14 protein-coding genes and 1 pseudogene are annotated in these 12,940 nt (G+C 71.7%); 6 read left to right on the top strand and 9 right to left on the bottom strand.

Translation table 11 applies throughout. From position 1 onward, the window contains the following. Positions 1-49: 49 nt before the first annotated feature. The 4 genes from ACXJKQ_RS07650 (at position 50) to ACXJKQ_RS07635 (ending at position 4,171) form a co-directional block, all read left to right on the top strand. The gene (locus tag ACXJKQ_RS07650; RefSeq protein ID WP_457105165.1) at positions 50-2,245 is read left to right on the top strand and encodes a molybdopterin cofactor-binding domain-containing protein; all 2,196 of its coding nucleotides are present in this window, start codon (positions 50-52) and stop codon (positions 2,243-2,245) included. Between the two features lie 137 nt (positions 2,246-2,382). Next, positions 2,383-2,997 (top strand): uracil-DNA glycosylase family protein, encoded by a 615-nt coding sequence (locus ACXJKQ_RS07645; RefSeq protein ID WP_457105164.1) that lies wholly within the window; start codon positions 2,383-2,385, stop codon positions 2,995-2,997. Positions 2,998-3,069: 72 nt separating this feature from the next. Further along, positions 3,070-3,762 carry an orotidine-5'-phosphate decarboxylase gene (gene pyrF, locus ACXJKQ_RS07640; RefSeq protein WP_457105163.1) on the top strand — a complete coding sequence of 231 codons (693 nt, stop codon included), beginning with the start codon at positions 3,070-3,072 and terminating at the stop codon, positions 3,760-3,762. Between the two features lie 64 nt (positions 3,763-3,826). After that, positions 3,827-4,171: a DUF1330 domain-containing protein gene (locus ACXJKQ_RS07635; RefSeq protein WP_457105162.1), complete on the top strand. Its 345-nt coding sequence runs from the start codon at positions 3,827-3,829 to the stop codon at positions 4,169-4,171. Between the two features lie 86 nt (positions 4,172-4,257). Here the strand turns inward: ACXJKQ_RS07635 and ACXJKQ_RS07630 are convergent, their stop codons facing one another. After that, complete coding sequence (locus tag ACXJKQ_RS07630) at positions 4,258-4,881, bottom strand: TetR/AcrR family transcriptional regulator (RefSeq protein ID WP_457105161.1); 624 nt, start codon at positions 4,879-4,881, stop codon at positions 4,258-4,260. Positions 4,882-5,038: 157 nt separating this feature from the next. On the opposite strand from ACXJKQ_RS07630, the pseudogene ACXJKQ_RS07625 reads away from it, so the two are divergent. Beyond that, positions 5,039-5,810, top strand: a pseudogene (locus ACXJKQ_RS07625) (SDR family NAD(P)-dependent oxidoreductase). A 91-nt stretch (positions 5,811-5,901) separates the two neighbouring features. Here the strand turns inward: ACXJKQ_RS07625 and ACXJKQ_RS07620 are convergent. From ACXJKQ_RS07620 to ACXJKQ_RS07585, 8 genes are all read right to left on the bottom strand, one after another. Then, positions 5,902-6,099 (bottom strand): hypothetical protein, encoded by a 198-nt coding sequence (locus ACXJKQ_RS07620; RefSeq protein ID WP_161393407.1) that lies wholly within the window; start codon positions 6,097-6,099, stop codon positions 5,902-5,904. Between the two features lie 192 nt (positions 6,100-6,291). Further along, positions 6,292-6,870: a cysteine hydrolase family protein gene (locus ACXJKQ_RS07615; RefSeq protein ID WP_457105200.1), complete on the bottom strand. Its 579-nt coding sequence runs from the start codon at positions 6,868-6,870 to the stop codon at positions 6,292-6,294. Between the two features lie 178 nt (positions 6,871-7,048). Further along, positions 7,049-7,558, bottom strand: coding sequence for a ferritin-like domain-containing protein (locus tag ACXJKQ_RS07610; RefSeq protein ID WP_457105160.1), 510 nt, complete (start codon positions 7,556-7,558; stop codon positions 7,049-7,051). Between the two features lie 156 nt (positions 7,559-7,714). Next, positions 7,715-8,314 carry a PAS domain-containing protein gene (locus ACXJKQ_RS07605; protein WP_457105159.1) on the bottom strand — a complete coding sequence of 200 codons (600 nt, stop codon included), beginning with the start codon at positions 8,312-8,314 and terminating at the stop codon, positions 7,715-7,717. Between the two features lie 242 nt (positions 8,315-8,556). Next, positions 8,557-9,405 (bottom strand): ABC transporter permease subunit, encoded by an 849-nt coding sequence (locus ACXJKQ_RS07600; protein WP_457105158.1) that lies wholly within the window; start codon positions 9,403-9,405, stop codon positions 8,557-8,559. Then, positions 9,402-10,193: a taurine ABC transporter ATP-binding protein gene (locus tag ACXJKQ_RS07595; RefSeq protein WP_457105157.1), complete on the bottom strand. Its 792-nt coding sequence runs from the start codon at positions 10,191-10,193 to the stop codon at positions 9,402-9,404. Before ACXJKQ_RS07595 ends, ACXJKQ_RS07600 begins: the two co-directional genes overlap by 4 nt. A gap of 23 nt (positions 10,194-10,216) precedes the next feature. Beyond that, positions 10,217-11,227 (bottom strand): taurine ABC transporter substrate-binding protein, encoded by a 1,011-nt coding sequence (gene tauA, locus ACXJKQ_RS07590; protein WP_457105156.1) that lies wholly within the window; start codon positions 11,225-11,227, stop codon positions 10,217-10,219. 307 nt (positions 11,228-11,534) lie between these two features. Beyond that, positions 11,535-12,080: a TetR/AcrR family transcriptional regulator gene (locus tag ACXJKQ_RS07585; RefSeq protein WP_457105155.1), complete on the bottom strand. Its 546-nt coding sequence runs from the start codon at positions 12,078-12,080 to the stop codon at positions 11,535-11,537. Between the two features lie 155 nt (positions 12,081-12,235). Here ACXJKQ_RS07585 and ACXJKQ_RS07580 point away from each other — a divergent pair, with 155 nt between their 5' ends. Next, on the top strand, positions 12,236-12,799 hold the full coding sequence (locus tag ACXJKQ_RS07580; RefSeq protein ID WP_457105154.1) for a sugar O-acetyltransferase: 564 nt from the start codon (positions 12,236-12,238) through the stop codon (positions 12,797-12,799). The last annotated feature ends 141 nt before the right edge of the window (positions 12,800-12,940 follow it).

Genomic DNA, 12,940 nt, shown 5'->3' with positions numbered 1-12,940 from the left:
CCGCCCCAGGCTTCATCTTCCCCGCGGTCCTGACCGGAGCCTCGCCGCCATGCTGAACGCCCGTCGACCGACTGCCCTCCCCGCCCGACCCAGCCGCCGCGGCCTGCTCGCCGGCGCCGGCGCCCTCGTGGTCGCCTTCCGGCTCGACCCGAAATCCGCCCGCGCGGCCGCCGGCCCGAACCTCGCCGACGTCAAGGCGCAGCCCAATGCCTTCGTGCGCATCGGCGCGGACGACACCGTCACGGTGGTGATCAAACACCTCGACATGGGCCAGGGGAACACGACCGGCCTCGCTACCATCCTGGCCGACGAACTCGGCGCCGACTGGAAGACCGTCCGCACCGAGTTCGCGCCCGCCGACGCGACGCTCTACAACAACAGCCTGATGGGTCCGATCCAGGGGACCGGCGGCTCCACCGCGGTGGCCAATTCCTGGTTCCAGCTGCGCAAGGCCGGCGCCGCCGCCCGCGAGATGCTGATGGCCGAGGCCGCCTTCCGCTGGAAGGTGCCGGTCTCGGAGATCACGGTCGCCGACAATCTCGTGCGCCACGCCCCGTCCGGCCGGCAGGCCCGGTTCGGTGAGCTCGCGGCCTCGGCGGCCTCGCTGCCGGTGCCCTCCGAGCCGCGGCTCAAGGACCCGAGCGAGTGGCGGCTGATCGGCCAGCGGATCCCGCGCCTCGATTCCGTGGCCAAGACCAACGGCACGGCGGTCTACTCCCTCGACATCCGCCGCCCGAACCAAGTCACGGCCGTGGTGGCCCGGGCGCCCCGCTTCGGCGCCACCGTGACGCGCTTCGACCCCGCCGCCGCCCGCAAGGTCGCGGGCGTCCTTGACGTCGTGCAGGTGCCGACCGGCGTGGCGGTGATCGCCCGCGACACGTGGTCCGCCATGAAGGGCCGCGCGGCGCTTGCCGTCGCCTGGGACGACAGCACCGCCGAGACCCGCTCGTCGGACGCGATCCTCGCCGAGTACCGGGAGCGGGCCAAGAGCCCCGGCCTCACGGCCTCGGAGCGCGGCGACCCGCAGGCGGCGCTGAAGGGCGCCGCCCAGGTGATCGAGGCCGAGTTCACCTTCCCCTACCTCGCCCACGCGGCGATGGAGCCGCTCAACGCCACGATCGAGCGGGCGGCCGACGGCGGCTACGACGTCTATGCGGGCTTCCAGTTCCAGACCGTCGAGCAGGCGACGATGGCGGCGATCCTCGGGGTGACGCCGGACCGGGTGCGGCTGCACAGCAACTGGGCGGGCGGCTCCTTCGGCCGCCGGGCGACCCCCACCGCCGACTACCTCGCGGAGGCCGCGACCGTCCTGAAGGCGTCGGGCGAGAAGGCCCCCGTGCACCTCGTCTGGACCCGCGAGGACGACATGGCCGGCGGCTATTACCGCCCGACCGTGGTGCACAAGGTCCGGGCCGGCATCGACGGCAAGGGCGCGGTGGTCGGCTGGGACCACGTCATGGTCGGCAAGTCGATCATGATCGGCTCGCCCTTCGAGGCGATGATCGTCAAGAACGGCATCGACGCGACCACCGTGGAGGGCGCCTCCGACACGCCCTACGCCCTGCCGGCCTACCGGTTCGGCGTCCATAACGGCCGCGAGGGCGTGCCGGTCCTGTGGTGGCGCTCGGTCGGCCACACCCACACGGCCCATGTGATGGAGGTGATGATCGACGAGCTGGCCCACGCCGCGAACGTCGATCCGGTGGCCTACCGGCTCTCCCTCCTGACCCAGGCGCCGCGGCTGTCCGGCGTGCTCACCCTCGCCGCCGACAAGGCCGGCTGGAGCGCCAAGCCGCAGGAGCAGGGCCGCGGCCTCGGGGTGGCGGTCCACGAATCCTTCGGCTCCTACGTCGCCATGGTGGCCGACGTCACCGCGCAGGATGCGGGCATCCGGGTGAACCGGATCGTGGCGGCGGTGGATGTCGGCGTGCCGGTCAACCCCGACGTGATCCGCGCGCAGGTCGAGGGCGCGGTAGGCTTTGCCCTGTCGGCGGTGCTCCGCAACCGCATCACCCTCAAGGAGGGCCACGTGCAAGAGCAGAATTTCGACGCCTACGCGCCGACCCGGATGAGCGAGATGCCGACGGTGGAGGTGCACATCGTGCCGAGCCAGGTGGCGCCCACCGGGATCGGCGAGCCGGGGGTGCCCGTCCTGGGTCCGGCGATCGCCAACGCGGTCTTCGCCGCCACCGGCCGGCGCCTGCGCTCGCTGCCGCTCGACCTCTCGGGGGTGAAGGGCGCGTGAGGAAACGCACCTTCCGCCGGCCTGCATCGGCGTAAGACGAACGGGCCTTCCCCCCAAGGCAAGAGACCCGACTGACGACGGCGCGGCGCGACACCGCGCCGTTTCTTTTTTGCGCGCCGCGACTCCATCTCCGGGCCATGCCCTTCGACGACACCGCCGCGCGCCTGCGCGCCTGCCGCCTCTGCCGGGACGCCCCGCTCTACGGCCCGCCCCTGCCCCAGGAACCCCGGCCGATCGTGCAGGGCTCGGCCACGGCCCGTCTCTGCATCGCCAGCCAGGCCCCCGGCACCCGCGCGCACCGGACGGGGCAGCCGTTCACCGATCCCTCGGGCGTGCGGCTGCGGTCCTGGCTCGGCCTCGACGCGGCGCAATTCTACGACGCCACCCGGGTCGCCATCGTGCCGATGGGTGCGTGCTTTCCCGGCCTCGACGCCAAGGGCGGCGACCGGCCGCCGCGCCGGGAATGCGCGGAAAACTGGCGGGCGGAGCTGTTCGCCGGCCTGCCGCACCTCGATCTGATCCTGGTGATCGGCCAGTACGCGCAGGGCTGGCACCTGGGAACACTCGAAGGCGGGCTGACCGGCACGGTGCGGCGCTGGCGGGAGATCCTGTCCGAGCCGCGCCGCCCGCGGGTGCTGCCCCTGCCCCACCCGTCCTGGCGCAACAACGGCTGGCTCAAGCGCGAGCCGTGGTTCGCGGCGGAGCTGCTGCCGGTGCTGCGGGCCGAGGTGGCGCGGGTGATGGCGGGGTGAGGCGCGATGGGGCCGGCATTGACCTCGCGGGCGTTCCGCGGGATCGCTGCCGCGACCCCGAAGGACGCGCCGATGACCGAGACCGCAGACCCCCGCGACCGCCTGATCGTGGCCCTCGACCTGCCGAGCGTGCAGGCGGCCGAGGCGCTGATCGACCGGATCGGTGATGCCGCGACCTTCTACAAGATCGGCTACCAGCTGGGTTATGCGGGCGGCCTCGCCCTGGCCGAGCGGCTGGCGAACCGCGGCCTCAAGGTCTTCCTCGACCTGAAGCTCCACGACATCGGCAACACCGTCGAGGAGGGCGTCCGCTCGGTCTCCGGCTCCGGCGCCACCTTCCTCACCGTCCACGCCTACCCGCAGACCATGCGGGCGGCTCTGCGCGGGCGCGGCCCGGGCCTGAAGATCCTCGCCGTGACGGTGCTCACCTCGTACGACGACGCGGATGCCGCGGAGGCCGGCTACGCCCTGCCGGTGGCCGAACTGGTGGCCCAGCGCGCCGCCCAGGCCGCCGAGATCGGCATCGACGGCCTCGTCTGCTCCGCTGCCGAGGCCGCGGCGGTCCGGGGCATCGTCGGACCCGACCGGCTGATCGTCACCCCGGGCATCCGTCCGGCGGGCGCAGCGGCCGGCGACCAGAAGCGGGTCATGACGCCCGGCGAGGCCCGAGCGGTCGGGATCGACAACGTGGTCGTCGGACGGCCGATCACCGGCGCCGCCGACCCGCGCGCCGTGGCGCAGGCGATCGTGGCGGATCTCGCCTGACCCGGACCGGGATTGCCTTCGCGCGGATCGGACCCACTTCGCCTCCCAACGGAGGAGTTGCGGCATGGCGAAGGGCTACTGGATCGCGCGGGTCGATGTCCGCGACGCGGAGGCCTACAAGGATTACGTGGCCGCCAACGGCGCCGCCTTCGCCCGGTATGGCGGCCGCTTCCTGGTGCGCGGCGGTGCCTACGAGGCGGTGATGGGGCCGGCCCGGTCCCGCAACGTGGTGATCGAGTTCCCGAGCTACGCCGACGCCCTCGCCTGTTGGAACTCCGACCTCTACCAGGCCGCCAAAGCCAAGCAGCGCGGTGGCGTCGAAGCGGAGGTCCTGGTGATCGAGGGCTATGACGGCCCGCAACCCAGCGCCTCCGAGCCGGCGCCCGAGGCCGGGGCGGCCTCCGAATAGGCGGGCGGAGCGTCGCTCCCCGGCCTCGCCCTGCATCGGCGCGCGCGCCCGCTGCGCGTGCCGCATCCTGCGAAGCGGGTTGTTCCTTAGACTCCCCGTGGCGCCAAGCTCCGCAGCAGGAACGCCGCCATGGCTTCCACGGGCGGAACCGGCTGGAGGCTGGCGCTGCCCACCAGCAGCGGGTGGGTGTACCGCGCGATGGCGACGTGGATGCAGGCGGCCGCTTCGGCCGGATCGGCGGCCTCGAACTCGCCCCGGGCCACCCCGTCGCGGATGATCCGCTCGAACCCGGCGGTGATCCGGGCCACGTGATGGCGGCAGACGTCCCAGCTCTCGGACATCGCCGCCTCGATCATCTCGTGCAGGCGGGGAAAGGTCTCGCAGCGCCGGGTGCAGTCGCGATGCAGGGTCTCGATCGCCGCCACCAGGCGCCCGGTGGCGTCGAGGCCCGGCCGGTCGGCGATGCACGAAATCACCGCCTCACTCTCCCCGATCAGCCGCTCCAGCACCGCTTCGTTGATCGCCTTCTTCGAGTCGAAGAAGCGATAGACGTTGGCCGGGCTCATCTTCAGGGTCCGGGCGATGTCGGCCACGGTCGTCTTCTGGTAGCCGATCTCGCGGAAATACGCGTCCGCCGTCGCGAGGATGCGGCTGCGCGTGTCGGGCGCGCACTCCTCGGCGATCGGGTGGGTCGTATCATCCAGCGACATGCGTCCTCACTAGGCCATGCAGCCGCGGAGCGTCAAAGACGCCGGCTCGGATCGGGTTCCCCTGCGGCCGGTGCGCGCGTCCGGAACCGGCCCCGGCGGCATCCATTGCCCCGGCATCCGGCCGTGCGAGCGGCAATCCTGAACGAGATCAGCCCGTATGACCTTCACCGATACTCGTGCCTTGGTGACCGGGGCCGATTCCGGCATCGGTCAGGCGACCGCGGACCTGCTGGCCCGCGGGGGCGCCGACGTGGCGATCACCTATCACACTGACGAAGCCGGCATCCGCGAGACCGCCGCCCGAGTCGAGGCCGCGGGGCGCCGGGCACTGGTGCTCCAGCTCGATGCCGGCGATCCGGCCGCCGTCAACGCCGCCTTCGACCGGATCGGCAGCGAGTTCGGCACCCTCGACATCCTGGTGGCTAATGCCGGCCAAGCCATGAGCGGGGTCCCGGTCGCCGAGATGGACGATGCGGTGCTGGAGCGGATTCTCCGGGTGAACCTGATGGGTCCGCTGTTCTGCGCTCGGCCGTTCATCAAGATGCGCAAGGCTCAGGGTGGCCGGGGCAAGATCGTGTTCGTCTCCTCCGTGGCCCAGCACCTGCCGACTCCGGAGAGCGCGCCCTACGGCATGTCGAAGGCCGGCCTCGGGTCCCTCTGCCGCTCCCTGTCGCGGGAACTCGCCGAGGACCGGATCAACGTCAACAACGGTCGCCCCGGGGCTGATCGAGACCCCGATGACATCGGACCGCTTCGAGAATCCGGCGGCTCTCGAACAGTCGCTGGAACGCATCCCGTGGCACCGCGCCGGCCAGCCGGAGGAGATCGCCCGGGCCATTCTCTACCTCGCCTCGGACGCGGCCGATTACGTGACCGGCCACACCCTGGTGGTCGATGGCGGCCTGACGATGCAGTGGGGCGGCGCCTGAACGACGCAGAGCGGTACCGGACGCGCGTCCGGTGCCGCTCGGGGCGTGTCTCGATCGTTCAGGGCGGAATCTTTGGGGGCGGGCGCCCGCCTCAGGATCCGAACTGCGAGCCCAGCCGCTCGAGGTACTCGGCCAGATCGACGCCCCCGACGCGCTTGCCGTAGTCGAAGCGCATGCCCTGCCGGATGTCGATGCTGGCATCCCGCGTGGTCAGGGTGAAGGGACGGACGCAGACCCAGGCCCCGTCGCGGCGGTGCTCGAAGTAGCCGAGGATCTCGTGCTTGGCCATAACCTTCCTCCGGAACCATGTTCGGAGACATAACGGTCATGCTGGCCGGCGGTTCGCGCCGCGCGACTGTTTTTCGCGTGCGGATGCACGCGGATCGAGTGATCACGCTACGAGATGGGCACGGACGGTTCGGACAGACCTCACCTGAGCTTGGCTATTACAGGTCGAATGTTCGGCACGGCCCCAGGTGGCTCAGGACCAGCGATCGAGAACCTCGGCGGTCGTCATCGTCTCGACCTGATGGCCGTAGCGCATCCGGTACATCAGCAGCAGGGCGTCGTGCGCCGCATCGCAGGAGCTGCACAGGGCGTCGGTGGCCAGCACGATCCGGTAGCCGAGATCGACGCCGCCGAGCACCGCGGCCAGCACGCAGACATCCGTCTCGGCACCGGTGATGATCAGGGTATCGACCCCCCGCGCCCGCAGGTGGGCATCGAGGCCAGTGTCGAGCCAGGGGGAGTAGACGCCCTTGTCGATGACAGAAGCGGGCGGGACGAGCCGTGCGAGGTCGGGGACGAGGTCGATCAGGCCCGGGGCGAGGCGCTCCCGTGTCATGGTGGCCCACCGCTTCGAGTAGGTCGCCCAGGTGCCGCGGCCGTCGCCCGGTCGGGCGGCCGGGATGAAGCGGGTGAAGATGGTCCGCTCCGGATGCGCCGCCGCGAGGCGGCACACCTGCGGCAGCACCCGGCCCATCCACGGGGTCTGCCAGTCGGTGGACTCGGCGAACATGCGCTGCATGTCCACGCACAGGTGGACGCATCCCGTCCCCAGCGGCCCGGAGGCGGCCGGGCCGTCCTGCCCGGAGCGGTCCGTTCCGCGACCGGGTCGCGTTTCCAAAGGGGGAGATCCGGACACGGGCGGCGGGGCTCCTGCGATGAGACGGGCTGGGCGGGGCGGCGGCGCAGGGACAGGGCCGGCCTCAAGGCCGTGTCCCCTCCGGCGGATGGTCCTAACGGTCGGCCTTCTCGCCGGCGAGGGTCAGCGACAGGTAGCGTTCCGTGGTCGGCCGGATCAGCTTGCGCACCGCCTCCGCCATGGCCTGCTCCTCCCTCAGCGACTGCTCGAGGGCCGTCCGGTGGGCCTGCTGGCCGGCAGCTTCGCCGATGGTGAGCAGCGATTCGTAGGCCGCGATCTCGAAGTTCTCGAAGGCGTGGTTGGCGTAGGTGTTCTTCAGGATCTCGTCCTGGGCCGGGGTATGGCCCAAGGCCATCATGTTGCCGACGAAGCCCAGGAAGCCCTCCTTGAGCGTGGAGGGGCTCTCGGAGAGGCTCTGCAGGGCCTCCTCCAGGCGGTGGCGCTGGCCGTGGGTCTCTTCGATGTGGCGGCGCAGGGCCTGCTCCATCTCCGGATAACGCTCCAGGCGCTCGACCTGCCGCTCCATGATCTGCAGGGCCTGCATCTCGACGGCGTGGGTATTCTTCAGGGCCGTGACGTAGATCTCGCGGGCGTCCGTGGCCATGGCATCACCTCTTTCCGGTTGCGAGCCTCGAGGCTCACTCCACCGGGAAACCAGGGTGGCGCGCGGCCAAGTTCCGGACGGCGGAAGCCGGCGGAGCCGTCCATCCATTGTCCCGCGCGACGGGATCACCGCGCCGAACGGGCGCGGCCACCGCGCTCAATGCAGGCCGCTGATCCGCTCGGCCCGCTCGCGATCCGCCAGGCGCTTGCCGATCTCGAGGAGGAGGGTCTCCGTCAGCGCCACGAGGGCCGCGTCGCCGAGCTGCGAGACCGTGTTGTGCAGCGAGAGGCACAGGTCGGCGGTCAGGCTGAGCGGATCGTCGATCGTGGTGCCGTCGCGCTCCGCGAAGGCCGGGCCGGCAGGTTTGCTGTCGGAGATCTCCACGATCACCCCCCGACCGGTGGTCGGTCGGCCATTCTGGTCCAGGTAGAAGTGCCCCCGGGTGAACAGCCACCGCAGCCTGCCCGCCGGCGAGCAGACCCGGTACTCGGCCGTGTAGGAACCGCCGGTCCGGACACAGTCCAGGATGACCTGCGAGATATGCGGCTGGTCGTCCGGGTGGACGGCCTTCAGGATCTCGGAGAGGCTGACGCCCGCCTGCGACCGGGCCGGGCTGATGTTGAACAGCAGGGCGCTGACCGGATCGGCCCGTGCCTCGTCCCGGAGGATGTCCCACATCCAGAAGCCGACGCCACCGGAGGCTTCGAGCGCCGCGACGAGCGCCGCCTCGGACACAACGTCGTCCGTCTGGAGCATCCGAAACATCCCCGATCCCATCGCAGGCACGGGTCCTTCGACGCGCCGCTTGTGATCCTACATATGCCGCCTCGATTTCAGATCGGCGATCGAAATGATTTTGTCTGCAAATATACAGATGCTGTATTTTGTCTTGAGACGATCTGCTCGACCTTCCCGGACCGGGTGTCTGCGTGAACCACGATGATGGCGGATCGGGGGGCGAAAGGCTTTCCGGCCCGGCCGGTTCCGCGTGCCGCCACTCAGGCCTTGGCCTTCCATGGCACCAGCGCGCGCTCCAGCAGGCGCATCCCCAACTCGAACAGGGCGGCGAACAGGCCGATCACCAGGATTCCCATCAGCACCACGTCGGTGCGCAGGAAGTTGGAGGCGTTGAGCACGAGCTGGCCGAGGCCGGCCTGGGCCGCCACCATCTCGGCGGCCACCAGGGTGGTCCAGCCCACGCCCATGCCGATCCGCAGGCCGACCAGGATCTCCGGCAGCGCCGCCGGGAACACCACGTGGCGCAGGACCTGCCAGCGGCCCGCCCCCAGTGCGCGCGCGGCGTTGATTTGGTCGGTCGCGGCGGAGCGCACGCCGGCCCGCGCGGCGAGCGCCACCGGCGCGAAGCAGGCGAGGAAGATCAGCAGAACCTTCGACAGCTCGCCGATCCCGAACCAGATGATCATCAGCGGCAGGTAGGCCAGCGGCGGCAGCGGCCGGTAGAACTCGATCGGCGGGTCGAGGACGCCGCGGGCGATCCGGCTCGTCCCCATGGCGAGCCCGGCGGGGATTCCCACCAGGACCGCGAGCCCGAAGGCGCCGAGAATCCGCAGGAGGCTGTCGCGGACATGGAGACCGAGCGGGACGCCGTCGATTTCCCCGCGCCACGCCTGCCCGAAGGCCGTGAGGACCGCCTTCGGCGGCGGCAGGAACAGCGGCTTCATCCAGCCGGCGCGGGTGGCCAGGACCCAGAGGCCGAGGGCCGCCAACACGGAGGCGGCGCTGACCGCCGGGACGAGCGCCCCGCTGCGGCGCGGTCCGGGCCGCGCCGGCGGATCCGCGGCGGGGTCCGACAGGGTGGCCGGCGGGTCGAGGGGCCGCCCGCTCATCGGAGGATCCCGGCGGGTGCTTCGCCCCCCTGGCGGATGCGGTCTAGGACGCGCTCGCGCACGGCGATGAAGGCGGGATCCGATTTCACGGCCCGGGTGTCGCGGCCCCCGAGCGCCGCCCGGGAGAAGGGCAGCTCCAGCGTCTCGACGATGCGGCCGGGCCGCGGGCTCATGATCACCAGGCGGGTCGCCAGGAACACCGCCTCCTCGACGTCGTGGGTGATGAAGAAGGCCATCTTGCCGGTCCTGTGCCAGATCCGGAGGATCAGCTCCTGGATCTGCTCGCGGGTGAAGGCGTCCAGGGCGCCCAGCGGTTCGTCCATCAGCAGGGCGCGCGGGTCGCCGGCGAGCGCCCGGGCGAGGCCGACCCGCTGCTGCATGCCGCCCGAGAGTTCGTAGACCTTGCGGTCGGCAAAGCCCGCGAGACCCACGAGGTCGAGCATCGCCAGGGCGACCCGGCGGCGTTCCGGCCGGGGGACGCCCCGCATCTTCGGCCCGAAGGCCACGTTCCCGGCGACATCCAGCCAGGGCATCAGGGCGTGGCGCTGGAACACCACGCCCCGGTCGGCCCCCGGCCCCCGGACCGGGACGCCGTCGAGGAGGATGCGGCCCTCGGTGGGTTCGAGGAAGCCCGCGATCGCCGAGAGCAGGGTGGTCTTGCCGCAGCCCGAGGCGCCGAGCGCCACCACGAACTCCCCGGGGGCGATGGTCAGGTCGACCCGCGACAGCGCGGCGACCGCGTCGACGCCCGCGCCGTAGCGGACGGTCAGGTTGCGGATCTCGATCATGCGGCCTCCGGTCCGGGAACAGGCTATTTCCGGGCCGCCTCCACGTAGTCCCCCGTGACGAACCGGCCGTAATCGGGGGCCAGGGTCTGGACGCGGCCCTGCGCCTTCAGGAACTCCGCGGTCTCGGTCAGCGCCCTGGCGGCGGCGCCGCCGAGCCAGGCCGGGGAGGCCTGCGCCTCCAGGGTCGGGAACCGGTAGGCCGCGAGGCTCGCCGGCACCTCCGCCTGAGTCGAGCCGGTGATCCGGGCCACGGCCTTCACCTCCTGGGCGTCGGCGCCCCAGGGCTTGGCCCGGTAGGCCGCGTCCTGGGCGGCGATCAGCTTGACGAGGGTCACCAGGAAGTCCCGGTTCCGCGCCGCCCAGGCCCGGTCGACCACGAGGCCGTCGAAGGTCGCCTTGCCCCGGCGGGCGAGGTCCCCCGCCGAGGCCACCACGGTGCCGGACTTCTTCACCCCGGCGAGCACCGGGTCCCAGATGAAGGTCGCGTCGATGTCGCCGCGTTCCCAGGCGGCGGCGATCTCGGGCGGGCGCATGTTCAGGATCCGGACATCCGTCTGGGAGAGCCCGGCCTCCGCCAGCGCGGCGATCAGCTGGTAGTGCGACGTCGACACGAATGGCACCGCGATGGTCTTGCCGCGCAGGTCGGCCACGCGCGTCACGCCGCTGCCGCTGCGTGCCACGAGCTGCTCGGCATCGGCGATCTCGTCGAGGATCCAGAACAGCTGGATGTCGAGGCCCTGGGAGGCGGCCGCCGCGATCGGGCTCGACCCGGCCTCCCCGATCTGGACGCTGCCCGAGGCCATGGCGCGGATCACGTCGCCGCCGCCGCCGAACCTGCGCCAGTGCACCGTGTAGCCGGTCGCCGTCTCAAGGGCGCTCGAGTCCATCAGCGCCCGGAACGGCACCACCATGTCCTGGTGGGCGAAGGTGACCTCCTTGTCGGCGGCCCGGGCGAATCCGGGCACCAGGAGGCCGAGAACCAGCGACGCCAGGGTCGCCAGCGCGACGGGGCGGTGCGGACCGACGGATGTCATGACGTGGAGTCCCCCTCCGGCCGGCCGACTCACGACACGGGTCGTCCGGACGAGGGCAGGGTCGGACAGGCTTGGCTTCGAAGGCAAGGGCGTTTGCGGCCGAAGGCCCCCAGCCGCGGCGTCTTGCGCTGCTGCCCTCGGAGGCGGCCCGATCGCGCGTGGGCCGGCCACCCTGCGGCGTCGCGCCGACCGGCCCCAGCCGGAGCACCGAGTGCTCGGACGCCGTCGCGTCAATCCTGCGCAAGCCCCCGGCGTCAGTTGAGGCACCGATCCAAACGTCGCTGACGCTTTCGTTCGGATCGATGCCCTAGCGAACCAGCCGCTCGACGATAGCCCGCACCTGTGCCCGGTCGGCGGGGTGCGGGTCGACCGAGCGATGGATCGTCAGGCCCTCGATCATCGCGTCGAGCGCCTTGGCGGTCTCCGGCGCGAAGTGCCGCTCCAGGGCGGCGCGGCTCTTGGCCATCCAGTCCTGCATGACCCGGCGCAGCGGCGGGTTCCGGGCCGCGAAGGCGTAGAGTTCGTAGCTCAGCAGCATCGTGCGCGGGCTCGCCCAGAGGTCGCTCACGACCAGGTCGACCACAGCCTCGCAGGCGTCGTCGACAGTCGCGGCCGCGGCGAGCCGGTCGGCGAACCGCGCCGAGACCGTGTCGGCGAGCCCCGTGAACGCCTCCGTCAGCAGCGCGTCGAGGCTGTCGAAATGGTAGGTCATGGAGCCGAGCGGCACGTCGGCCGCCACCGCGACGCGGCGATGGGTCGTGCCGGCGACGCCGTGCTGGGCGACGACGTCGAGAGTCGCCTGGATGATGCGCGCCCGGCGATCCGGGTCGAAACGGCGCTGGGCGGCGGGCAAGCAGACCTCCTCGGATCCGGTTCAAGGCAGCCGGGCCATGGCGCGCGGCCTTGATATGTACATATGTACGCATGATCAGGGCCTGCGGTGCCGGTGCCGACAGCCCGCGCGGCCGCGCCGGCCCGGAGGCGGCCGCGCGGAGGGAGGTCCTGACCATGAAGACAGAGATCATGAAGACCGAGAAGCAGAAGATGCTGGCCGGCGCGCTGTACTGCGCCGACGACCCGGAACTGGCCGCCGACAACCGGCGCATCTCGGAATGGATGGACCGGTACAACGCCACGCAGACGCGGAGCCAGCCCGAGCGGCAGACTCTCCTGGAGGAGGCCTTCGCGCGCGTCGGCCCGGGCTGCAACGTCCGGCCGCCGTTCCAATGCGACTACGGCTACAACATCAGCCTGGGCCGCGGCGTGTTCCTGAACTTCGGCTGCTGCATCCTCGACGTGGTGTCGGTCACCATCGGCGACATGACCCAGATCGGCACGGCCGTGCAGATCCTGACACCGGATCATCCGCGCGACCCGGCGCAGCGTCGGCAGATGCTGGAATTCGGCCGTCCCGTCGTGATCGGCGCCAACGTCTGGATCGGCAGCGGCGCCATCATCCTCCCCGGGGTGACGATCGGCGACGATGCGATCATCGGGGCGGGCAGCGTGGTGACGCGCGACGTGCCGCCCGGCGCCACCGCCCTGGGCAACCCGGCCCGGCTGCGGCCGTGAGGGGGCCGGGCGCGCCGAGCTTGCCTCCGGGATGGTCGCCGTGCCGCCGTCCCGGCGCAGGGTGGGCCGGTTCTCCGGTCTCGGCCCGGCACGCGACGGGCCTCGTCGCGTGCCGAGCGCCGGCATCGTGGCTCCGACCGA

The sequence above is a fragment of the Methylobacterium sp. P5_C11 genome, assembly GCF_054049775.1.
This window is presented reverse-complemented; position numbering and strand designations above follow the sequence as displayed.